The sequence below is a fragment of the Bacillus gobiensis genome (assembly GCF_001278705.1).
GTDB lineage: Bacteria > Bacillota > Bacilli > Bacillales > Bacillaceae > Bacillus > Bacillus gobiensis.
On the sequence record NZ_CP012600.1, the window covers coordinates 3,777,673 to 3,801,466 of the forward strand.

The window sequence follows — 23,794 nt, forward strand, 5'->3', positions numbered from 1 at the left end:
TACTAGAGAAATTCCAGTTTTTTTCAATTGCTTTCCCCCTTCATACTCCCTATTTACAATGCCTGCTTTATTCAAGCGGCTTTCCATTTTTGAGATTTAATCCATATCCGTACTCATATAATATTTCATCCGGATTTGTGATCGAAGGTATGTCAACCGGCAGCTTGCCTTTTGGCGTAGATTTGCCGAAGATGGCCTCAATTCCTGCCGGGATGTTCGGCTGTCTGAACCGGCCGTTTGAATAGCCTTTAAATCCATAAACGGCGATCAGAGCCTTTGCTTCCTCAAAATTTGCAGCGTCGTATGGGTTTCTAAGGCTCATCAATACAAACTTCTTGTCATGTCCTTGGGCATAATACATAGCAGCCCTAGGGAAAACAGTCGCCCACTTGCTCGGATCCTCTATCACGTCATCGATGACACCGTCCCGAACGGCAGGATCATTTTGAATCACATAAGAGCCCGTGATAATGTAATCGGCGTGGTCAATTTTCTCTTTGACTTCATCGTTTACGACTTGTCCGGAGAAGCTATACGTTTCAATTGACGAGTTTCTTAGCTTTTTGATCTGGCGAATGGATCGTTCCATTGCTTCTGCTTGGTCCTCGAACGGGGCAAGAATGAGAATGCGATCATTTTTCTTCGGTTTGAACGGTAATGTTTTCTCCTCATTTTTTAAAACGGTGACGGCATCCTCTGCCATTTTCTTTTCCAGCTTCTGATGCTTTTTACTGCCGACCGTTTCTAGTGCGTTGTTAACTTTTTCATCAATTGAAGACGTGTCAGGAGTATAGATGCCCCGCTCTATTTTTAAGGCGAGAATCCGTTCGACCGATTGGTTGATTTGTTCTATTGGGATCTTTCCGTTTGAAACAGCGTCTTTTACTGTCTCGACTACGTTTTCCAAACGGTACTCCTCTTCGAGGGAGGTGACAGATGCAGGCATTAAAGCAATGTCCACACCTGCTTGAAGAGCCATGACGACGGCTTCTTCCTGGCCAAAATTATCAGCGATAGCTTTCATATTTAATGCGTCAGTGACAATCAAGCCGTCAAATCCCAATTCTTCTCTGAGAAGACCGGTCATGACCTTTTTGGAAAGAGTCGCAGGAACCATGATTTCCTGGCCGTCTTTTTTGCTGATGTAGGTCGTGTCGTCAAAGGCAGGGAACTGGACATGAGCCGTCATTATTACGTCCACACCGGCATTTATCGCTTGTTCAAAGGGGTAAAGCTCGACCTCGCGAAGCCTTTTTTCATCATGGGAAACGTGCGGCAGACCATAGTGGCTGTCCGTGTCTGTGTCTCCATGTCCCGGGAAATGTTTTGCGGTTACTGACATATTTTCATCCTGTAGTCCTTTCATTGTCGCGATTCCAAGGCCTGCGACAAGGCCGGGCTCAGAGCTGTAGGATCTTACGCCGATCACTGGATTTCCGGGGTTATTATTTACATCAAGCACCGGGCTGAAATTAACATTCAGGCCTAATGAGTGCAGCTCTTTGCCTATAATTTTCCCCGACGTATAGGCATGTTTTTCATTTCTTGTTGCCCCAAGCGCCATATTGCCAGGGAGGTTCGTACCTGATTGCAGCCTTGTTACGATTCCGCCTTCTTGATCAATTGACATGAGTAACGGAATTTCCGGGCTTGCCTGCTGAAAACCGTGTGTTAATCGGACGGTTTGCTCCGTATCCACGACATTTTCAGCGAATAAGATGACTCCTCCGAGATGATATTTTTCAACAATCCCAGCAACCTCGCCATTCATTTCCGTTAAGCCTGAAGCCGATGTTTCCCCTGCTTTTTTCCAGCTTCGAAAATCAGGCATTAACATTTGCCCGATTTTTTCTTCGAGAGTCATGCTGCTTACAATGTCTTTTGCATTTTGGAGCTGTTCACTTGCAGCTCCTGTCCCGGCTTGGCCGAAAAATACAAGCGAAAGAATCAACACGCCGCACATTATTGCTTTCATGCTCTTTCCTCCATTTCTCCTGCTATTGTTTGTTTATTGGCAATAACTTATTTATAGGTATAGTGGTCTATACAATAATAGGCGAAAAGACGGAATTACCGTCTTTCTAAAGCTTCATAGACCGCTGAAACCACTTCTCCGTATTGTCCGGTTGCAAACTCATCCCCCTCAAAAAGATTGGGGTTTTCCAATGGATTAATGATGCGTGAATGTTTCTTATTGGTTAGTAGAACAATTCCTAAATCGAACTCAGGATCTATAATTGTCACTGTTCCTGTCCAGCCTGTATGACCGTATGCATGTTCACTCGCATATGGGCCAAACATCCATTCCATCGATGAGGACCCGTTTCGTCTCCAGCCAAGCCCATAGGTCGGATCTGTTTCGGAAGGTTGGACGAATTGGTCAATCGTTTCCTGATCAAAGAGCTTGGTCTTACCATATCGGCCTCCATTCAGCATCGTTTGCAGCAAGACTGCCAGATCCTCAGTCGTAGAAAAAAGCCCTGCGTGCCCTGAGATGCCGTCCATGGAATAAAAAGCTTTTTCATCGTGTACTTCGCCTTGCAGTGTATATGCTCTTACGTTAGGAAAATAAAACATGCCTTCCCGCGTGTTTCCGATTAATTCAGTAGCTGCAAAATCCTTTGCCTCATAGCCTTTTTGTAAAGGATTAAACATTGTGTTTTTTAGCCCGAGCGGTTGATAAAATTCATTTTCCAAATACTCATCCATTGGTTTCCCGGTAATTGTTTCTACAATGAGCCCAAGAAGCATATAGTCGATGTCGCTGTAAATGTGCTCTGTACCCGGCTCGTAAATAAGTGGTATCTTTGGCAAAAGGCTGAGGGTTTTCTCGCGATCCTGTGAGTAAAACTCCCCTGCACTTTCGGGGTTGTGAAAATGGATACTTGCAGGGAATCCTGCAGAATGGTGAAGAATGTCAATAATTTTCAGGTCATTTTTTCCTTTGATCGAATCATCTTCGTTATCTTTAAATTCGGGAAGATAATGCTGAATCTTTTCATATAAATCAAGCTTCCCTTCACTGACCAAGCGTTGGAGAGCAAAGTTTGTTGCATACATCTTTGTGTTGGAGGCCAAATCAAAGAGAGTATCCTTTTTCATTTTTGCAGGATGCTTTAAAAGTTCGGTACCTTCGTATTTCTTTTTATAACCATACTGGTCGCTTTTGACAATTTTCCCGTCCTTGATGATGACTATGGCAGCACCCGGGAACCCATCTTTGATGTCATTTTTAATCAGCTGATCGACTTTTTTTAATTTTTCTGATGAAAATCCTGTTTCTTCCGGCCGCTTTGATTTTTTCAAAATGGGTGAATTCCCCTCCTGCGTCAGATCCAGATTGAGGCTGGTCAAGCTATATCTGGATGCGAATGCCGGCATAGTGATCGAGATTATCAACAGAAAGCACACGCTCCCTGTAGTGAAACGTTTCATTCGTATCACTCCTTGTCAGTAACAATTATGATTTGTAAAAAGACGTTGTGTCGGGGAACATGGTTGCCAAGGAAATGAATAGAGAAGTAATTTTTTACTAATATGAATGTGTTCAACAGAAGGGAGGATAAATCCTTTAATAAATAGAATTCAGTAAGGAAGTCATATGTGACAAAAATGAACAGGTCTTTAGTATGACCTGTTCATTTCCTTATTAGGTATTAATCGAATTCTGCTGCCATTTCGTCTTTAAATCCAAACAAGTACGTAAAAAGATATCCGAAGGCGTAGGAAATGAGGAGGCCAACCACGTAAAGAATTACTTCATTCGGATTGACGAGAAATATAAGAGGGAGCCCTGACACCCCGACGGAATGTGTCGCGACATGAAAAGCTGCTTGAAAAGCCCCGCCGACACCCGCCCCGAGGCAAGCGGTTAAGGTTAAGAAAGGCCGGCCGAGCGGCAAGGTAACGCCGAATATGAGTGGCTCGCCAATACCAAGTAATCCTGAAGGGAGTCCGCCGCCAATGGCTTTTTTGAGGCGGGATTTCTTTGTTTTCATATAGATGGCAAATGCCGCGCCAACCTGTCCGGCGCCACCCATTGCCAGGATGGGGAGGAGAGGATCGTCGCCAATGGCATTGATTAATTCCAAATGAACGGGAGTCAAACCCTGGTGCAGGCCGGTGACCACAAGAGGAAGGAAGGTTGCTCCCAGAATGAAACCTGCAACAACACCGCCAATATCCAATACGGCGAGAAGTCCTGATGTTATCGCATCAGAAATAAAGCCGCCGACTGGCATAAATACGACATAAGTGACAATCCCCGTCACCAGAAGGGCAATCGTTGGCGTGACGATAATATCAAGGGACTCAGGAATAAAGCGCCGCACTTGTTTTTCAACAATAGCCATAAAGATCGCGGCAAGCAGCACGCCGATCAGTCCGCCTCGCCCGGGAAGCAGGTTTTCGCCAAAAAGGACGATGTTGGCGACCTCGGGATTAATAATCAATATACCTGCCAATGCCCCCATAGCTGGGGTGCCGCCGAATTCCTTGGCTGCGTTCGTTCCGACTAAAACGCCGAGATACATAAAAAGCCCTTTTCCAATAACTGAAAGTATAATTGCGAGCTGGGATTCCTTTGATAGCCAACCTGCCTGCACAATGGCTTGAGTAATCCCGTTGATTAATCCGGAAGCGACCAATGCCGGAATGAGAGGAATAAAGATGCTTGCGATTTTTCTAAGGAAGAGCTTAAACGGTGTCGCGTTTTTCTTTTTAATGTCAGATTTCGTTTTTGAGGCTGCTTCTTTTAAATCAAAATCACCAGCGGAACCGATGAGCTTTCCAAACTCATCTGCGACTCGGTTTACGATTCCTGTTCCGAGAATGATCTGCAAGGTTTCGGCTTTCACAACGCCGATAACTCCATCGATCTGTTTGATCGCTTCTGAGTTAACGAGCTGATCGTCCTTTGGCGTCACCCGGAGGCGGGTCATACAGTAAGTAAACGACTCGACGTTTTGTTTTCCGCCGATATTCTCAAGGATTTGACCTGCCAAAACTTTGTATTTGCTTCCTTCATCCATGATAAAGCCCCCTTTATTCACTTTTTCTCTAAAAATTTGATCGCGTCTCTCGTTCGGTCAATATACTGAATGGTTTTGTCATACTGCTTTGCGGCAATTCCCAGAAATAAAATATCAATTATATAAAGCTGTGCCAGACGGGAAGAGGTTGCGGCACTTCGAAACAGTGCCTCATTAGAATGAGAGGTATAAAGTGAAACGTCGCATAGAGAAGAAACAGTATTTTGTCCAAAAGATGTCAAACCGATTGTGTTTACTCCCTTTTCTCTGGCCAGCCTTAGAATATCTATCGTTTCCCGTGTTTCCCCGGAAAAAGAAATTCCGAAAACTACATCATTAGGATTGCCATTGGCAATGAGTGTTGCGGCAAGGTGCATGTCGGTAAATGCAGTTGCATGTTTATTGATGCGCAACAATTTTTGTTGGGCATCTGTCGCGACAATGTGGGACGCGCCGATGCCGCAGAAATGAATATAGCTGGCATTGATAATAAGATCGATGGCTCGTTTTATCTCGATGTGGTTAACGATTTCTGCCGTGTCGCGAATCGCTTGGATACTGTTGCTCGTCGTTTTTTCTACAATTGAATAGAGTGATTCAGATGGTTCAATATCTCTGTAGCCCTGTTCTGCAGGTTTATTTAAGTCGCCGGCAATTCTGATTTTCAAATCCTGAAAGCCATTCAGTCCAAGAGATTTACAGAGACGAATCACTGCGGCGCCGCTTGTCTCAGCAGAGGAGCTGACCTCCTGAACAGTGCTGTTGATCACCTCCCTCGGGTTTTTTAAAATATAGGCGGCAAGCTTCCTTTCAGATTGAGGAAGCTTGCTCATCATCTGTTGAATCATTTTTAGTCCGCCGGTTGTCATTGGTTATTCTCCTCGTTCATGTAAAGTGATTGCTTTTTCAATAAATCCATCGGTTATAGCGAGAAGTTCTTTAGCGACATCATAGGACGTGTTGGTTTTTAGCATTACAATTGCGGGTTTTACTTGAAGATCTGCTTTTTCCAAGGTTACCTTTGCTGTTTCGTAACTGGCGCCTGTAACGGTACTGATGATTCCAATTGCCCGTTCCTTTAATTTGTAATTGCTCACTTTTACATCGACCATTAAATTTTCATAAACCTTTCCCAAGCAGATCATTGTTGTGGTGGAAATCATATTTAAAATCATTTTTTGTGCGGTTGCTGCCTTCATTCTTGTTGATCCTGTCAATACTTCAGGACCAACGATTGCTTCAATGCGGTGATCTGCCTCATTTCCAATTAAAGAGTTGCTATTATTCGCAAGAGCGACAGTTTTGGCGCCGATTTTTCGGGCGTATTTTAACGCGCCGATAACATAAGGGGTTCGGCCGCTTGCTGCAATTCCGATGACAGTATCCTTTTTATTTAACTTGATATTGATAAGGTCTTCTTGACCAAATTCTTCTTTGTCCTCTGCACCTTCCACTGCTTTTACAAATGCTTTTTCTCCTCCTGCGATAATTCCAACAACCGATTCAAAAGAGGTGCTGAATGTAGGAGGGCATTCTACTGCGTCTAACACACCGAGACGTCCGCTCGTACCAGCACCGATATAGAGTAACCTTCCGCCGTTTTTAAGTGATGCGACTGCAAAATCAACCGCTTTTTTTACATCAGGAAGAACCTTCTGAACGGCTGCCGCGACCTTCATGTCTTCGTTGTTGATTACTGTCAAAATCTCCATCGTATCGGAGTGATTCATGTTTCTTGAACGATCATTACGTAATTCGGTCGTTAAAGAATGCAAATCGTTTTCCTTCATTAATATGGATCCTCCCAAATTGCAACCAGATTAAGTTGTTCGTATTTTCAGTATATGAAGACTCAAATGAAATTTCAATAATTATTTGTATTTTCTGAAATTTTATTTCAATTTGAGTTCTATTATCGCTATGTTCAGCATAGAAACAGGGTTTTTATCATTTTACAATGATGGGGAAAGTTTTTTTGTTTTTTTATCATAAAATGATAAATTTTCTCTTTACAAACTAGTAGAAACCTGTTTATAATGGTTTTTGTCAGATTCGACAGAACACGAACGATGGCCCGTTGGTCAAGCGGTTAAGACACCGCCCTTTCACGGCGGTAACACGGGTTCGAATCCCGTACGGGTCACCATACTGTGGAACGCTAAGAATTTCTTTGGAGGATTAGCTCAGCTGGGAGAGCATCTGCCTTACAAGCAGAGGGTCGGCGGTTCGAGCCCGTCATCCTCCACCATCTTAGTTGAATAATCTTTAGGTTTTGTGTTATCTTATAAAAGCTGTGTTTGATTTGTAAGTACCAAATTTGGGACGGCGAGCCCAAGTTGAATACTACAGCAAGATCTATTATTTTTCTTGCCGGCATAGCTAAAGACCTTAATATGGAGGGGTAGCGAAGTGGCTAAACGCGGCGGACTGTAAATCCGCTCCCTCAGGGTTCGGCGGTTCGAATCCGTCCCCCTCCACCATCATTGGGCTATAGCCAAGCGGTAAGGCAACGGACTTTGACTCCGTCATTCGTTGGTTCGAATCCAGCTAGCCCAGTATATGTAATAAAAAACTCTGGCAGGAATTATTCCTGCCAGAGTTTTTTTCTACCATAATATTGCTATCAATCAGCAGGAATTGAGTTCTCTGCATGAGTAAACCCTGCACCAAATACATTTGGATCTGCTATTCCCTCTGGGAGAGCTGCGCCTTCGATAAGAAGCCTTTTCACTTCATTCGGACCAGCATCCGGCTTTTGTTGAAGAATGAGCGCTGCGATTCCTGCGCAAATCGGGGTAGCCATGGATGTTCCAGACATCGTCATATAGGCTGTCCCAACACGGGCTGATTTTTGCAATTTATCTAAATAGGAATTAGGGGAGCGAAGCGAGATGATGTTGACGCCGGGAGCTAAAATATCGGGTTTGTTTTTTCCATAAATCGTTGGGCCGCGGCTTGAAAACGATGCAACGCCATCATCGCCTGCCCCCTCAGTGTCCCTGTCATCAAAGGCTCCGACCGTGATTACTTTTCCGCTGATTCCCGGGCTGCTGATCGTTTTTGGTTCGGGACCGGAGTTTCCCGCCGCTACACAAACGGTGATTCCCGAATTCCAAGCTTCTTCAACGGCTTTAACCATTGGATCCTCTTGTTCATTTTCATAGTTGAGGGCTTCTGAACCTAAAGACATACTAATAATATCAATTGGATCGTCAGGGTATTGTTCATTAAATTCCATACACCATTCTATTCCTTGAATAATTGTCTCCAGTGAACCGGAACCCATTTTATTTAATACTTTAACGCCTATTAGATCCGCTTCAGGAGCAGGTCCTTTATATTGTCCTGAGGATGACTCGCCGTTTCCTGCAACATCACCGGCACAATGTGTCCCATGCCCGTTATCGTCGTACGGCTCTTTTTTATGACTGATAAAATCAACAAAACCCCTGATTCTTCCTTTTAAATCGGCATGCGGATGAATGCCGGTATCGATAACGGCGATCGTTACGCCTTTTCCTGTTAACGTTTGATTATTTCGAACGACTTTCTTCGCATGGCTTGATTGAACACCTACATCCAGTAATGTGTTGACTTTTCGATTTAAATAGATTTTTCGAATATCGTGACAGTTTGTAAGAAGCTTTTGTAAAGTTAGAGGAGTCAAATCCGCACTGCAGAAGCCGGTGCGTGTAAAATTATGTCTTAACATATTGCCTTTTTGACTGCCGACAATTGTACTAATAGTATGATAGCCGTTTTTATGGCAGTCTTTTTCAAATTCAATGAGGACTGAAATTTTTTTCGATTGTAAAAGTCTATATTCAAATTGGCGATGCATGAAACAAGGAGTCCATTTAAGTGGCCTGTAAAGCTGCAATACGTTTTCCCGCAAGGGCCGATCCAGCTTAGTGGCATTTGCTCGCACCATTTGAACCATAGAGTAGCCAAACATAAATTATCCTCCTTTTAAAAGGTTACCTGATAGATTATGAAGACATGTCTAAATTTGTAAGGATGTTTGTCCACCGTTTGAGTGAAAGGGGCTCTATCATTACTATTTATTTATAAAAATGGGGAAAGGAATGTTTCGAGTTAAAGAGAGATTGTCGGAGAAATTAAGATCACGATTTCCATTGTGAAGGTGAAAGTAGGCACGCGGATTTTCTAATAGAAAATGAAGTTTAACGAAGAGTTACGGAGTGATATACATTATGGGTGTGAAAATTGATTTTCTATGGACTTATTGCGCCATTTTGTCCTTCAGAACAGAGATGAAGGACATTTTTAAGGCTCATTTGCGTCTTTCTTGTCCTTCAGCACCCGGATTAAGGACATATCTTTGGCTTTCTTGCGTCATTTTGTTCTTCACAACGCAGATGAAGGCCATTTCTTGGGTTCACTTGCACCTTTTGTCCTTCAGAACAGAAATGAAGGACATTTTTAAGACTCACTTGCGTCTTTTTGGGGCTCTCCAATAAGTCGATTTTTCGAAAAAGTTTCATGATTATTTAATAGCTCTCTCAAATTTAGGTTATTTAGATTAATCAATGAACTATGGTTGAATTTAAAGATAGAATTAATGATGGCTATGCTCGCCATGATGTTGTTCGGATTTTGGCTGCAGTGATTTTATTTCCTCTTCGGAAAGCTTTCCGGCAATCACTTGTTTAGTATGCATTACATGTGAATCCCGAGCGCGGACCTCCGCTTTCACAAGCCATCTTCGGTAAATGTTATTTCTGCAAACGTCCTTCCTCGTCATTCCGTGCATTTATTACATCTGGATTATCCTTGCTATCCTTTTTCCAGATTTCAAACTGAATATCAGCGGCATCTACTTTTTCCCCGCCTTGTGTCAGATTGACCTTAATCACCTGTTTTTGATTCAGAGAAAAGCTTTCGGGCAAGATCATATCAACCTCTAGCGGTTTAGACTGTCGATATAGATTAGCCGTACCAGGGGTGACTGAACAAGCTGACGACAGAAGCGAAAAAGTACTTATTATAATGAAACCGACTCCATTTTAAGCTAAGAGAAAAAAGCCCCAGAATTAGGTGGTTTATAAATTCTTCCGAGTTTCAGATAAAAAATGAGCCATTTCATCTAGAATCGGTTCATTTTTTATCTGAAAGCTAATCCGTGAATCTATAAACAGACAATTCCACGTTCTACGATTTAAAATGTGTTTATATTCATCTTGACTCTCCCCTGTACGGGAAGGTGTATATTCCAAATAAGAAGCAATGACTGCTGCAAAGAAAGGTGATGAAACGATGTTTAAAATCAGTGAGTTTTCCAAGCTTGGCCAGGTTTCTGTGAAAACTCTTCGTTATTACGACAAGCTTGAGCTGTTAAAACCGGCTTATATTGATTCTGATACAGGCTACCGATACTATACAGCTGATCAGCTTTTTCTATTAAATCGTATTCTCGCTTTTAAAGAGTTAGGGTTTACACTAAACCAAATCAGGCTGTTATTAGAAGAAGAAATTCCAGTCGAACAAATTCGCGGGATGTTCCGTTTGAAACAGGCCGAAATTCATACTCTGTTAGAAAACGAACTAGGTCGTTTAAAACGGATTGAGGAGCGGCTGTATCAAATTGAAAAAGAAGGGAGTATTGAGGCGGAGCATGAGGTTGTTATAAAAAAGCTGGAAGCACAACACTTCGCCTCTTTACGTAAACCTGCAGCGATTCAAGAAATCCCTCAGCTTTTTGCACAGCTGGATCGTGATCTTGGGAAAAACTTTTCTTCCTCATATCCTCAGACTGTCCTCTGGCATTGCTGTGAAGAATGTGAAGGGGAAGTTGATTTAGAAGTCTGCTATCCCCTGCAACAAATATCAATGAAATCAGAAGTTCAAGTTCAGCAGCTGCCTGAGGCTCCGATGGCGGCAACCCTGCTGCATCGTTGTCATCCTGCAAGCCCTTGCACAGCCAGCGCTGAATTAGGGATTTGGATTGAGCAAAATGGATATCAAATCAAAGAAAATGAACCTCGTCGAGAAGTGTTTTTACATCCAGAACATGATTTTTACATTGCGGAGGTTCAAATTCCTATTGAGAAAGTGCCATCAAATGTACGTTGAGATTGAGAAAAAATCAGTCTAGGCCAATTGCGCTAAAGGTATTAGCTCTTGCATCCTTTGGAATTGGAACAACTGAACGCTGAAATTAATCAGCATGTTTTGTGATAAAAGAAGACTTTGGTAAAAGGAGAGCTTATCAAATGACTAATTTAGAAAATCAAATCATCACAGAAGTAAATATACCAGTTGAGATGAAAAATGGAACGGTGTTGCGAGCTGATATATACCGTCCTAATAGTAAAGGTCCTTGGCCAGTTCTTTTGACTCGCTTGCCTTATGGAAAGGACAACGAACTTTATATATTTAATGATATTCCACGTGCAGTTCAGCAAGGGTATGTGGTTATCATCCAAGATACAAGAGGGCGTTTTGCTTCAGAGGGAGATTGGGATCCTATTCTTACTGCAAACCACGAAGCCTCCGATAGTTATGAAACCATCCATTGGGCTGCGAACCTTCCTTATAGCAATGGTAAAGTAGGGATGTTTGGTCTATCGTATTACTCTTTTACGCAATGGGCTGGGATGCTTCAACAACCGGATCCTTTAATGGCGGCTTCTCCTGCATTATCTTGGAGTGACCCTTTTGACGGATTTATGTACCGAGGGGGCGCTTTCGAGCTGGGTTTTTTATCGTATTGGCAATTAGGGATGTTTGAAGACACGCTTCCAAGACTTTATCCAGATCAGCAAGAATTAGCTCTCGCGGAAAATCAATTACAATCAGAAATTGAAAAACTACAAACAGAAATCAAATCACTTCCTTTGAAAAATTTTGCTCCTTTTACCAGAAACAAAGTGGCACCTTCAATTCTTGAACACATTAAAAGAAACGTGGATCCAGAGTATGTTGATTCATTATTATTAAAGGGGAAACATGAACACGTTACGGTTCCTACACTCCAAATCGCTGGATGGTATGACATCTTCCTGCAGGGAACGATTGATAATTTTGTACAAATGCGTAACAACGGAGGCAGTCCGGAAGCCCGCCAGAGTAAATTAGTCATTGGACCTTGGCAGCATATAGATCATAGCCATCAAGTTGGAGAAATCAATTTTGGAAAGTCGGCTGATTCCACAACGATAGATTTGATCGGAATCCATTTGCGATGGTTTGATCATTTTTTAAAAGGAATTGATACTGGTATTACTAACGAAGCCCCTATCAAATTGTTTGTAATGGGTGAAAATGTCTGGCGTAATGAATACGAATGGCCGCTGGCTCGTACCCAGTATACAACATACTATTTGCATAGCAGCGGACGTGCTAATACTCTTCAGGGAGACGGCACTCTTAGTACGGTTTCCCCTATTCAAGAAAAACCCGATCATTTTACCTATGATCCTATAAATCCAGTACCCACGAAAGGAGGATCGATATTTATGCTGCCGGATTTTCCTGGCGGTGTATTTGATCAAAGGGAAATTGAATCCCGGGAGGATGTGCTAGTTTATACGACTCCCGTATTAGAACAAGTTGTAGAAGTAACCGGACCGGTAAAAGTAAAGCTATGGGCGGTTTCTAGTGCTCCGGATACCGACTTTGTCGCTCGATTAGTAGATGTCCATCCAGATGGCACAGCTATTAATTTGACGGATGGTATCATTCGCGCCCGTTTTCGGAATAGGGGAATGGGAGAAGCTCCAAGCTTGATCGAACCTGGAAAACCCTATCTCTATGAAATTGATCTATGGTCTACAAGCAATCTTTTTAAAAAGGGACATCGCATCCGCGTGGATATTACCAGCAGCAATTTCCCGCGCTGGGATCGAAATCCGAATACGGGACAAGATTTTGGTGAGGATGAAGAGAATGATCTCATACCTGCCCAGCAAACGATTTTGCATGATGAAGAGCATCCTTCTTCAATTGTTCTTCCTATCATTCCAAGAAAATAATTAGACTAATACAACCTTGGCCTGTTAAATGAGCTAAGGTTGTATTATTTTATGATTCTTTTCGAAAATCTCATATAATTGAAATTAAACTTCCTATCTTTGTTGAAAGGATAAGATAAAGATGGCACAAAACAACCAAAAGAAAAGAGTGAAAATAGACAAGCCGAAAATTCGCGCAGATTTCAATCGGTTCAAGGCTGCCGATCTGGAAAATGAAGAATCCTATGTCTATCAAGCCGAAATGAGAGATGCAGAAATTGCGAACATCTATGTGGAGAAAATGGCGTTCGAACAGGTTGTTTTTCAAAACACCTCATTTGCAGAGACCGCCTTTCCATATGCAGAGTTAACCGATGTATTATTTGACCATTGTGACTTGTCCAATGTTGATTTCAGCCATGCGATATTGCACCGTGTGGAGTTGAAGAATTGCAAGCTGGTAGGAACTAATTTTTCAGAAGCCGCTCTGCGAAACGTGATATTTCAAGAATGCCATGCCAAGTATGCATCGTTCGGCTTTTCGAATCTGAAGCACGTGCGTTATGAGTCATGCTCGCTGGCCAACGCGGATTTCTATGAATCGGAGTTTAAGCAAGCGGCTTTTGAAGCATGTGATCTGAACCAGGCAAATTTTGCGGGAACGAAGTTGAAAGGGATCGATTTAAGTACATGCTCGTTCGAAAATTTAATGGTTTCGATTGAAAATTTAGCGGGGTGCATTATTTCACCGGAGCAAGCTGTCGGTTTTTCCAGGGCTCTTGGGTTAATTATTAAGGATTCACAATAACGGTAAAAAAGTATCTCGATTTCAAAGACTGAATTTCGTATAATAGAAAAGCTGAAATTTTAAGGTAAATTTCAGCAAAACTCTGCCAAAAATTTGATAAACTTATTTATATAAAAAAATGAAACTTATGACTAAGTCATTCGTATACATACAGATCGGTGAAGGCAGAGGTTAAAAAAACTATGGAAACATTGATCAAAAAAAGAATAAAACAAGTAAAAAAAGGTGATCGCAATGCGTATGCGGACATTGTTGATATTTATAAAGACAAAATATATCAGCTTTGTTACCGTATGCTCGGCAACGCCCATGAAGCCGAAGATATTGCTCAAGAGGCCTTAATCAGAGCCTATGTAAATATCGAAAGCTATGATATCAATCGGAAATTTTCAAGCTGGCTTTACAGAATTGCAACCAATCTGACGATAGACCGTATTCGTAAGAAGAAACCTGATTATTTTTTGGACGCTGAGGTTGCAGGAACGGATGGTTTGAATATGTACTCCCAAATCGCAGCTGAAGGAAGGCTGCCTGAAGAGGAAGTCATTTCCATGGAGCTGCAGGGAACCATTCAGGAAAAAATCCTCAGGCTTCCGGAAAAGTACAGGGCGGTGATCGTTCTAAAGTATATTGATGAGCTCTCTTTGCTTGAAATCAGCGAAATTTTGAATATTCCTGTCGGTACGGTGAAGACAAGAATACACAGAGGCAGAGAGGCTTTACGAAAACAACTTAGGGATTTATAAGTGGGGTGATTGAATGAACTGTCCCGAACACATTGTTCTGCTTATGCACGAACAACTGGATGGAGATATCCTCCCGGAAGACGAGAGGACACTGAAAGAGCATTTGTCTATATGTAAGAGCTGCCAGCAGCATTTCTATGAACTCGAAAAATCGATTGCCCTTGTTCAGAGTACCTCTCATGTAGAAGCTCCAGCAGGATTTACTGCAAACGTCATGGAGCGTCTTCCGAAAGAAAAACGGAGGGTTTCTGTACAAAGGTGGTTTCAAACTCACCCATTTGTGGTGGCTGCATCCTTTTTTCTGATACTTATGGGAACCAGCATTTTTTCCAGCTGGTCAAACGATCAGACATTCAGCGTATCCAGACAGTCGAATCTGATTGTTGAAAATAACAATGTCATCGTACCTGAGGGTGAAGTGGTCAAAGGTGATGTCGTCGTGAAAAATGGGAACATCAGGATAGAAGGCAAGGTGGAAGGCAGCGTAACTGTCGTAAATGGTGAGCAGTACACGGCTTCAGCCGGACGGGTAACAGGCAAAATTACAGTCATTGATGAAATGTTTGAATGGCTGTGGTACAAGATCAAGTCTATTGGTTCCGATGTGATAGGTGTATTTGAATAACCTTGCTTCTTCAAACGGTTTATAAGCTAATCCAGCTTTTAAACCGTTTTTTTATTGTTTTATGCCTTACAGCGTTCATTTCACTTGTGATTTGAAATTATGGTATAATGACGTGGTTATATAAGCAATATAGCCACATAATAGAAGCAAGCGACGAAGTTTTATATAGAAAAGTGAAAATTTTTTTGGAGGACGAGGACATGGCTCTTGAGGATATTCCTTTTTTTCAGTACCTCGGCAATGCCGTTGATATTCTCCTTGTTTGGTATGTGATATATAAATTGTTGGTTATCATTCGCGGCACAAAAGCAGTCCAGCTTTTAAAAGGGATTATTGTCATTGTCGTCGTTCGAATGGCCAGTCAATATTTAGGCTTAAACACCCTGCAATGGATCATGGATCAGGCAATTACATGGGGAGTTTTAGCCATCATCATCATCTTCCAGCCGGAGCTGAGGAGAGCGCTCGAGCAGATCGGCCGCGGCCGGCTTTTCTCAAGGAGTGCCGCTCCTGAAGAAGAGGAACAGCAGCATACCATTGATGCGATTACAAAGTCCGTCAGATATATGGCAAAGCGTCGTATCGGCGCTTTAATGACGATTGAAAGAGAGACAGGGATGAGCGATTACATAGAAACCGGCATTCCACTCGATGCGAAGGTAAGCTCTGAGCTTCTCATTAATATTTTTATTCCGAATACTCCGCTTCATGACGGAGCTGTAATTATTAAAAAGAACGAGGTGGCTGCAGCTGCTTGTTATTTGCCATTGTCGGAGAGCCCGTTTATCTCGAAAGACTTGGGAACGAGGCATAGAGCGGGAATTGGCATAAGCGAAGTAACTGACAGCCTTACCGTGATTGTCTCTGAGGAAACGGGTGCGATTTCCTTGGCCAAAAACAGCGACCTTCATCGGGATATTTCGGAAGAAGCGCTAAAGGAAATGCTTTCGGCAGAATTTCGCAAGGAAAAAAATTCTTCTTCGAACCTATGGAACTGGAGGGGGAAAAAGAATGGATAAGTTTTTGAATACCCCGTGGGCAGTGAGAATTATTGCACTGCTTCTTGCGATTATGCTATTTATATCTGTCAGCATTGAGAAGCAGCCGGATTTTAAAAAACCCGGCGAGCAATTGTTCCAAGAAGAGCAGCCAACAACGGAAGAAGCAACGCTTACGAATATACCAGTCAATACGTACTTTGATGAGGAAAACCTGGTGGTAACCGGTGTTCCGCAGACTGTGAATGTCACATTAAAGGGATCGACGAGTGCTGTAACTACCGCAAGACAAACGAAAGACTTTGAAATTTATGCAGATTTAGAAGGCTTGTCCACTGGCTCGCATCGTGTCGTGTTAAAAGCGAGAAACGTAAATGAAGATCTTGACGTATCGATTAATCCGTCTGTTACTACTGTAACGATCCAGGAAAAAACGACAGAGAATTTTCCGGTCGAGGTTGATTTCTTTAATCAAAACAAGATGGCAGGTGGCTATACACCTGAACAACCGATAGTCAGTCCAAAAAACGTGAAGGTGACTGGAGCCAAGGAAGTGATCGACAATATTTCAGTAATTAAAGCAGGCGTTGATCTGGAAGGAGTAGACAAGACGTTAGAAAAACAAACGAAAGTGACTGTCTATGACAGTGACGGAAATATTCTTCCTGTTGACGTGGAGCCTGCTGTTGTCGACATCACTGTCCCTGTGACCAGCCCGAGCAAAAAAGTCCCGCTTAAGATCAATCGTACCGGGAAACTTCCTGAAGGCACCAGTATTTCAAGCGTTGAAACAAATCCGTCTGAAGTAACGATCTACGGACCCCAGGATGTTCTTGATTCCATTGAATTTATTGATGGAGTCGACCTCGACCTGAGCAAAATTAAAGATAATACGGTGCAAGAGGTAGACATCCCGCTTCCAGATGGAGTGAAAAGTGCATCTCCTGACAAGGTCAAACTCAATGTAAAAGTTGAGAAAGAGAAGGAAAAAGAACTGAACAATGTATCAATCAAGCCTGTGGGGCTGAAAAATGACCAGAACCTAGAATTTTTGGATCCTGACACGAGCCAATTGAGTCTCTTGGCAAAGGGCTCAACAGAAGAGATTGATCAATTGCAGCCTTCTGACATTGAACTTTATGTGGATGTATCAAACTTAAACGAGGGCGAGCATGACGTGAACATTGAAGTGAACGGTCCGCAGAACATTACGTGGACCATGCCAAAGGAACGTGCAAAAGTGAAGATTACATCGAAAGAATCCGAAAACGAAGAAGAAAACAAAGACGAAAACAAAGACGAAACAAATAAAAACACAGATGATGGTTCGAATCCAGATTCAAAAACAAATACAGAGCCGGACAAAAAACAGGATATAGATTCGGAAAAACCCGATACTTCAAATACCTAATCATCAGCGGTAAAAAAAGGAGCGATTGTTAGAATGGGCAAGTATTTTGGAACAGATGGAGTCAGGGGTGTCGCCAACAGCGAGCTTACACCCGAACTCGCATTTAAAATTGGTAGATTCGGCGGCTATGTACTGACAAAGGACAAAGAGCGGCCGAAAATTTTAATCGGACGTGACACTCGCATTTCAGGGCATATGCTGGAAGGAGCCTTGGTAGCAGGTCTTCTTTCCATCGGTGCCGAGGTCATGCGTCTTGGCGTTATTTCCACACCGGGTGTTTCTTATTTGACAAAGGCAATGGACGCTGAAGCAGGAGTCATGATCTCAGCGTCCCATAACCCTGTTCAAGACAACGGTATCAAGTTTTTTGGTTCTGACGGTTTTAAGCTTTCGGATGAACAAGAGCTTGAGATTGAGCATTTAATGGATCAGGAAACGGATTCCTTGCCGCGGCCAGTTGGAGCCGATCTAGGGCTTGTCAACGACTATTTCGAAGGAGGACAAAAATACCTCCAATTCCTTAAACAAACGGCAGATGACGATTTCACCGGCCTTCACATCGCGATTGATTGTGCAAACGGCGCAACGACATCACTCGCCACGCATCTTTATGCCGATTTAGACGCGGATGTTTCGTCGATCGGCACGAATCCGAACGGCTTAAATATTAATGACGGGGTAGGCTCTACTCATCCTGAAACGCTGGCTGATTTTGTCGTCGAAAAAGAAGCCGATGTCGGTCTTGCTTTTGACGGTGACGGCGACCGGTTAATTGCCGTTGATGAAAAAGGAAATATTATCGATGGCGACCAAATTATGTTCATTTGCGCAAAATATTTAAAGCAAGAGGGACGTTTAAAAGAAGATACGATTGTCAGTACGGTAATGAGCAATCTCGGCTTTTATAAGGGCCTTGAAGCCGAGGGGATTAAAAGTGTTCAAACCGCGGTTGGCGACCGCTATGTCGTAGAAGCAATGAAAAAACAAGGATACAGTCTCGGGGGCGAACAGTCAGGACACATCATCTTCCTGGACAACAATACGACTGGAGATGGATTGTTATCGGCAATTATGCTCCTAAACGCAATGAAGCTGTCTGGAAAGCCATTGTCAGAGCTTGCTGCTGAAATGCGGAAGTTCCCTCAGCTGTTAGTCAATGTCAAAGTAACTGATAAATACAAGGTCGAAGAAAATGAAAAAGTGAAAGCTGTCATTGGAGAGGTAGAAGCTGAAATGAATGGTGACGGCAGAATTTTGGTACGTCCATCAGGTACAGAACCTCTTGTCCGCGTGATGGCTGAAGCCCGGACAAAAGAGCTGTGCGAGAAATATGTCCACCGTATTGTCAATGTGGTTAAAAAAGAAATGGGTGCAGAATAATAACTAAAGTGTAACTATTTTTGTTTGACATACGACCAATTTATGAAAAACGAGTACCGGGCAAGAAGATTTTACATAATATGTAGGGAATGCGGTTTTAAGATACTAAGGTGAGTAATTGGTTGGCTTTGGCGCTCTGCGGCGGATTCGCCCTTGTGCAATAGCCGCGGAAGAGCCTCCATAGCCAATCATTTTCATACATCTTTGATTGACGTGCATTTTCCCCTGTAGTAAAATCAATTTGTCTTGTCTCTATATTTGGAAGTAAGGAGGGGAGTAAGGTAATTTCATAATTATAGCGCCCGAACTAAGCAGACGGACAAGAGCTTAGTTGACGAGGATGGAGGTTTATCGAAGTATTCGGCGGATGCCTCCCGGCTGATTTCAGATCACAGCCGAAAAGAATTTCTTTAAACCAAAGAGGCGACTCTTTGAACAAAGGGAAATTGCATGATCTGACTACAAATAAAAAAACATGTAGGAGGGGACGAAGAAAAGTCCCTTCCAAAAAAGGATTTTCTTCTCCCCTTCTCAGGACTTGGAGGAAGAAAACATATGTGTGGTATTGTAGGATATATTGGACAGCGTGATACAAAGGAAATTTTGCTTAAAGGCCTAGAAAAGTTAGAATACAGAGGCTATGATTCTGCAGGGATTGCCATCATGAACGATGAAGGCGTCCATGTTTTCAAAGAAAAAGGCCGTATTGCTGATTTGCGCGAGGTTGTTGATGGCAAAGTAGCTTCTACAATTGGAATCGGACATACCCGCTGGGCAACCCACGGGGAGCCAAGCCATTTGAACGCTCACCCTCATCAAAGCGCTTCAGGCCGGTTCACGCTGGTTCATAACGGTGTCATCGAGAACTATGTTCAACTGACCCGTGATTATTTACAAGACGTCACATTAAAAAGTGATACAGATACAGAGGTGGTCGTTCAGGTCATCGAGCAATTCGTCGAAAGCGGCCTTGAAGTCGAAGAAGCGTTCCGCAAAACGCTGGGACTTTTAAAAGGCTCTTACGCTATTGCCCTCTTTGATGCTGAAAACAAAGAAACCATCTACGTCGCAAAAAACAAAAGTCCGCTGCTCGTCGGCCTTGGAGACACATTTAACGTTGTCGCATCCGATGCAATGGCCATGCTTCAAGTAACTAATGAGTATGTGGAATTAATGGATAAAGAAATGGTCATCGTTACCGACAAAAAGGTTGTCATTAAAAACCTTTCCGGCGACGTCATGACTCGTGCCTCATACATCGCTGAGCTTGACGCCGGCGACATTGAAAAAGGCACGTACCCTCACTACATGTTGAAGGAAATCGATGAGCAGCCGCTCGTCATCAGAAAGATTGTACAAACGTACCAGGATGAAAACGGCAAGCTTGACGTTCCTGGCGACGTCGCCGATGCTGTCGCAGAGGCGGACCGCATTTACATCGTCGCATGCGGAACAAGCTACCACGCAGGACTTGTCGGAAAGCAATTCCTTGAAACGTGGGCAGGCGTGCCGACAGAGGTTTACGTATCAAGTGAGTTCTCCTACAACATGCCATTGCTTTCAGAAAAACCGTTGTTTATATTCCTTTCTCAAAGCGGAGAGACAGCGGACAGCCGTTCCGTCTTGGTACAGACCAATAAGCTCGGCCATAAAGCATTAACAATCACGAACGTACCAGGCTCTACGTTGTCCCGCGAAGCCGACTACACCCTGCTTCTGCACGCAGGCCCTGAAATCGCCGTCGCATCAACGAAAGCCTACACAGCCCAAATCGCAGTACTCGGAATTCTAGCTGCGATCGCAGCCGGAAAGCGGGATAAGGAACTGAGCTTTGACCTAGCTCATGAGCTTGGCATCGTCGCCAACGCGATGGAAGCCCTCTGCGACCAAAAAGACGAAATGGAAATGATCGCGCGCGACTACCTAACTGTTACCCGCAACGCCTTCTTCATCGGCCGCGGACTCGATTACTACGTCTGCTTAGAAGGTGCGCTGAAGCTGAAAGAAATCTCTTATATTCAGGCAGAAGGCTTTGCTGGCGGAGAACTAAAGCACGGCACAATCGCGTTGATTGAGGATGGTACACCTGTATTCGCCCTAGCAACGCAAGAGCATGTGAACCTTAGTATCCGCGGAAACGTTAAAGAGGTTGCAGCACGTGGAGCAAACCCATGCATCATCTCGCTGAAAGGCTTAGAAGAAGCAGATGACCAATTTGTACTTCCTGCTGCTCATCCGGCTCTATCCGCTCTGGCGTCCGTTGTTCCTTTACAGCTGATTGCTTATTATGCATCGCTTCATCGCGGTTGTGATGTTGATAAGCCGCGGAATTTGGCTAAGAGTGTTACGGTGGAGTAAGAGGGAAGTATTGGATAACCGTTATGAGGTATTGTAGATTTAAAATAAAGTCGCGATGTTTTACCCCTTTAGATATGATTATCTAAAGGGGGTTTTTTATATTTTCTTTCTTAATAGCTATATTGAATAATAATTTCCACGATCGGGCGCTTTAATGAAGTAATGGAAAAGCCCAATTTCTCTATAAATTTACGGAGAAGTTGGGATTTTTGGTATAGGAATTTCCTTATCGTTGTAAATCCGCATTTTCCTGATGGTACCCCTATATAAGATGATGATCACTTATATATCGGCCCAACAGGTGTCAATCATTATTAAACAAAAAGGCGCTTTAATAGAACAGTATAAAACAGAAAAAGATCGAACTTTTTTATAAAAACCAAATTGAAATCTCTTGGAGAAGAATCCATTTTGATCAATCTTTTTTCAAAATGGATTCCTTTAATTTAACGAAAAATATGGGTTTGTGAGGTGTTTTTAATCAATCTTTATTTCAAAGCTACAGAAACGTCTCGCACTTTATCTATCAATTTTATATTGACAAGCCTAAAGAGGTTACTTATACTCTTAATATAATAATTAATACGCGTTGAGTGGAAGTAGTAAAAGATTGATTCATTAGGTATAGAGAGCTGCGGGGTGGTGAAACGTAGTCCAATGACACTTTGAACTTGTCCAGGAGTGGTAAATTAGTAAAAGATACATAAAATTGGTTGTTTTCCTTATCTTTTACTAATTTAACGATTGACCTTCGTTACAAGGTATTAGTATAATTACATGTACTAGCAAAGCAGAATTCTCATGTTAGAATTAATAAGAGTGGTACCGCGGTAGTCAAAACTCATCGTCTCTTGTCTTATATATTTATATAAGACAAGAGACGATGAGTTTTTTTTTATGGAGGGAGAAAAAATTGAGTAAAAAAGAAAGTATATCATTAAAACGTTCAATGACAACACGGCATATTATGATGATGGCGTTAGGCGGTGCAATCGGAGCAGGTTTATTTAAAGGAAGTAGTGTAGCAGTCGACATGGCTGGTCCAGCTGTATTAATTGCTTATCTTATAGGAGGTATGATCTTACTGTTCATTATGCAAGGACTAGCTGATATGACGATTAAGAATAAGCAAGCAAGAACGTTTCATGATCTTATCGAACCCGCCATTGGCTCGTACCCAGCTTATTTCTTAGACTGGATTTATTGGAAAATGTGGGTATTAAACATTGCTGCAGAAGCTATAGTTTCTGCTATGTTTTTACAATATTGGTTTCCACAGTATCCTATTTGGGCACTGGCTTTAATTATTTCGATTGCAGTGACTATTGTAAATTTATTATCAGTAAAAATATTTGCAGAAACAGAGTATTGGCTTGCTTTTCTTAAAATCAGTGTAATTATTATTTTTATTATGGCAGGTTTATTTTTAATGTTTGTGACTACTAGTAACCATCAAGCGGTTGGTTTATCTAATTTAACAAGACATGGTGGTTTTTTTCCTAATGGAATAGACGGTTTAGTTATTGCGATGTTAGTCGTTATTTATTCTTATGGTGGGACAGAGCTAATTGGGGTTACATTAGGAGAAACGAAAAACCCCGAAAAGGTTATACCAAAAGCTACTCGTGGTACATTAACACGTATCGTTGCTTTCTATCTACTGCCATTCTTCATCATTGTCAGCCTTATTCCTTGGAATCAGGTAAATAATGCAACAGAAAGCCCTTTTGTTACTGTCTTTGATTTGTTAGGTATTCCTTACGCTGCTGATATCATGAATGGTGTTATTTTATTAGCACTAGTTTCATCCATGAATTCTGGATTGTATGCATCGTCTCGAGTTATTTACACACAAGCAATAGATGGCAGTATTGCAAAGATATTCAGTAAGTTATCTATAAAAAAAGTACCAACTTATGCAATTTTACTATGTACTTCTTCGTTATATATCGGTGTACTAATTTCTATTATTGCAGGAGAAAATACGTTTAATTATTTAATGGGTTCATTAGGTTATACCGTCCTTTTCATTTGGTTAATCATTGCTTCGGCTCATTTTAAATCATGTATGCAGCAAAATAGTATTGAAAAAAGAAAATTCCCAATAACTACACTTATAGCTATTATTTCCTTATTATTAATATTGGCCGGTGTTATTATCACAACAAAAATAATCATTACCTTTATTACCTTAATAATCTACTTAGCGATTACTGCTGTTTATATTATAAAACGTAAATAACAAAAACCAACTCTACAACTTATATACTTGATACTAAGTGTATGTAGGTATCTCAAACTTAAATTTCATATATAAGAGAATTAGCTAATGAAAATGATTAATCAATAGCAACAAATATTGAAGACGACAAAAAGTCGTCTTTTTATTTGTGCGAAGGGCAGAGTAGTACCCTCGACAGGTGTTTGGACCGGCACGCCAAGGACTATGCCTATCTGTCGGCCAC

At 42.1% G+C, this 23,794-nt stretch carries 17 protein-coding genes, 4 tRNA genes and 1 other annotated feature; of the genes, 14 read left to right on the forward strand and 7 right to left on the reverse strand.

Annotated features, from left to right (window positions below; all coding sequences use genetic code 11):
* Window positions 1-67: 67 nt before the first annotated feature.
* The 5 genes from AM592_RS19000 to murQ all read right to left on the reverse strand — a co-directional run bounded on the left by AM592_RS19000 (window position 68) and on the right by murQ (window position 6,820).
* Window positions 68-1,975 carry a glycoside hydrolase family 3 protein gene (locus AM592_RS19000; protein ID WP_053605237.1) on the reverse strand — a complete coding sequence of 636 codons (1,908 nt, stop codon included), beginning with the start codon at window positions 1,973-1,975 and terminating at the stop codon, window positions 68-70.
* 95 nt (window positions 1,976-2,070) lie between these two features.
* The gene (gene pbp4b, locus AM592_RS19005) at window positions 2,071-3,435 is read right to left on the reverse strand and encodes a penicillin binding protein PBP4B (protein WP_053605238.1); all 1,365 of its coding nucleotides are present in this window, start codon (window positions 3,433-3,435) and stop codon (window positions 2,071-2,073) included.
* Between the two features lie 221 nt (window positions 3,436-3,656).
* A complete protein-coding gene (locus AM592_RS19010) occupies window positions 3,657-5,030 on the reverse strand; it encodes a PTS transporter subunit EIIC (RefSeq protein ID WP_053605239.1) in 1,374 nt (457 codons plus the stop codon).
* 17 nt (window positions 5,031-5,047) lie between these two features.
* Window positions 5,048-5,899 (reverse strand): MurR/RpiR family transcriptional regulator, encoded by an 852-nt coding sequence (locus AM592_RS19015; RefSeq protein WP_053605240.1) that lies wholly within the window; start codon window positions 5,897-5,899, stop codon window positions 5,048-5,050.
* Window positions 5,900-5,902: 3 nt separating this feature from the next.
* Window positions 5,903-6,820, reverse strand: coding sequence for an N-acetylmuramic acid 6-phosphate etherase (murQ, locus tag AM592_RS19020; protein ID WP_053605241.1), 918 nt, complete (start codon window positions 6,818-6,820; stop codon window positions 5,903-5,905).
* Between the two features lie 281 nt (window positions 6,821-7,101).
* Between murQ and AM592_RS19025 the strand changes: the two genes are divergently transcribed.
* From AM592_RS19025 to AM592_RS19040, 4 genes are all read left to right on the forward strand, one after another.
* Window positions 7,102-7,176 (forward strand) — tRNA-Glu (locus tag AM592_RS19025).
* Window positions 7,177-7,202: 26 nt separating this feature from the next.
* Window positions 7,203-7,278: transfer RNA gene (locus tag AM592_RS19030), tRNA-Val, on the forward strand.
* Window positions 7,279-7,425: 147 nt separating this feature from the next.
* Window positions 7,426-7,510 (forward strand) — tRNA-Tyr (locus tag AM592_RS19035).
* Window positions 7,511-7,514: 4 nt separating this feature from the next.
* A tRNA-Gln gene (locus tag AM592_RS19040) sits at window positions 7,515-7,586 on the forward strand.
* Between the two features lie 67 nt (window positions 7,587-7,653).
* Here the strand turns inward: AM592_RS19040 and AM592_RS19045 are convergent.
* Both AM592_RS19045 and AM592_RS19050 read right to left on the reverse strand, forming a co-directional pair.
* Window positions 7,654-8,985 carry a S8 family peptidase gene (locus AM592_RS19045; protein ID WP_053605242.1) on the reverse strand — a complete coding sequence of 444 codons (1,332 nt, stop codon included), beginning with the start codon at window positions 8,983-8,985 and terminating at the stop codon, window positions 7,654-7,656.
* A gap of 781 nt (window positions 8,986-9,766) precedes the next feature.
* A complete protein-coding gene (locus AM592_RS19050) occupies window positions 9,767-10,042 on the reverse strand; it encodes a FixH family protein (RefSeq protein ID WP_312883830.1) in 276 nt (91 codons plus the stop codon).
* 265 nt (window positions 10,043-10,307) lie between these two features.
* Between AM592_RS19050 and AM592_RS19055 the strand changes: the two genes are divergently transcribed.
* From AM592_RS19055 to AM592_RS19100, 10 genes are all read left to right on the forward strand, one after another.
* Window positions 10,308-11,123 (forward strand): MerR family transcriptional regulator, encoded by an 816-nt coding sequence (locus AM592_RS19055; protein WP_053606176.1) that lies wholly within the window; start codon window positions 10,308-10,310, stop codon window positions 11,121-11,123.
* Window positions 11,124-11,263: 140 nt separating this feature from the next.
* Window positions 11,264-13,024, forward strand: coding sequence for a CocE/NonD family hydrolase (locus tag AM592_RS19060; protein ID WP_053605244.1), 1,761 nt, complete (start codon window positions 11,264-11,266; stop codon window positions 13,022-13,024).
* 121 nt (window positions 13,025-13,145) lie between these two features.
* Window positions 13,146-13,811: a pentapeptide repeat-containing protein gene (locus tag AM592_RS19065; protein WP_053605245.1), complete on the forward strand. Its 666-nt coding sequence runs from the start codon at window positions 13,146-13,148 to the stop codon at window positions 13,809-13,811.
* Window positions 13,812-13,993: 182 nt separating this feature from the next.
* The gene (gene sigW, locus AM592_RS19070; protein ID WP_053605246.1) at window positions 13,994-14,557 is read left to right on the forward strand and encodes an RNA polymerase sigma factor SigW; all 564 of its coding nucleotides are present in this window, start codon (window positions 13,994-13,996) and stop codon (window positions 14,555-14,557) included.
* Between the two features lie 13 nt (window positions 14,558-14,570).
* The gene (gene rsiW, locus AM592_RS19075; protein ID WP_053605247.1) at window positions 14,571-15,182 is read left to right on the forward strand and encodes an anti-sigma-W factor RsiW; all 612 of its coding nucleotides are present in this window, start codon (window positions 14,571-14,573) and stop codon (window positions 15,180-15,182) included.
* Between the two features lie 200 nt (window positions 15,183-15,382).
* Window positions 15,383-16,201, forward strand: a complete 819-nt coding sequence (gene cdaA, locus AM592_RS19080) for a diadenylate cyclase CdaA (protein WP_053605248.1) — start codon at window positions 15,383-15,385, stop codon at window positions 16,199-16,201.
* Window positions 16,194-17,591, forward strand: a complete 1,398-nt coding sequence (locus AM592_RS19085) for a CdaR family protein (RefSeq protein ID WP_053605249.1) — start codon at window positions 16,194-16,196, stop codon at window positions 17,589-17,591. Before cdaA ends, AM592_RS19085 begins: the two co-directional genes overlap by 8 nt.
* A 33-nt stretch (window positions 17,592-17,624) precedes the next feature.
* On the forward strand, window positions 17,625-18,971 hold the full coding sequence (gene glmM / locus AM592_RS19090; protein ID WP_053605250.1) for a phosphoglucosamine mutase: 1,347 nt from the start codon (window positions 17,625-17,627) through the stop codon (window positions 18,969-18,971).
* A 555-nt stretch (window positions 18,972-19,526) separates the two neighbouring features.
* Complete coding sequence (gene glmS, locus AM592_RS19095; protein WP_053605251.1) at window positions 19,527-21,329, forward strand: glutamine--fructose-6-phosphate transaminase (isomerizing); 1,803 nt, start codon at window positions 19,527-19,529, stop codon at window positions 21,327-21,329.
* A 580-nt stretch (window positions 21,330-21,909) separates the two neighbouring features.
* Window positions 21,910-22,184, forward strand: a binding site (T-box leader).
* A 94-nt stretch (window positions 22,185-22,278) separates the two neighbouring features.
* Window positions 22,279-23,571, forward strand: a complete 1,293-nt coding sequence (locus tag AM592_RS19100; RefSeq protein WP_211086214.1) for an amino acid permease — start codon at window positions 22,279-22,281, stop codon at window positions 23,569-23,571.
* The last annotated feature ends 223 nt before the right edge of the window (window positions 23,572-23,794 follow it).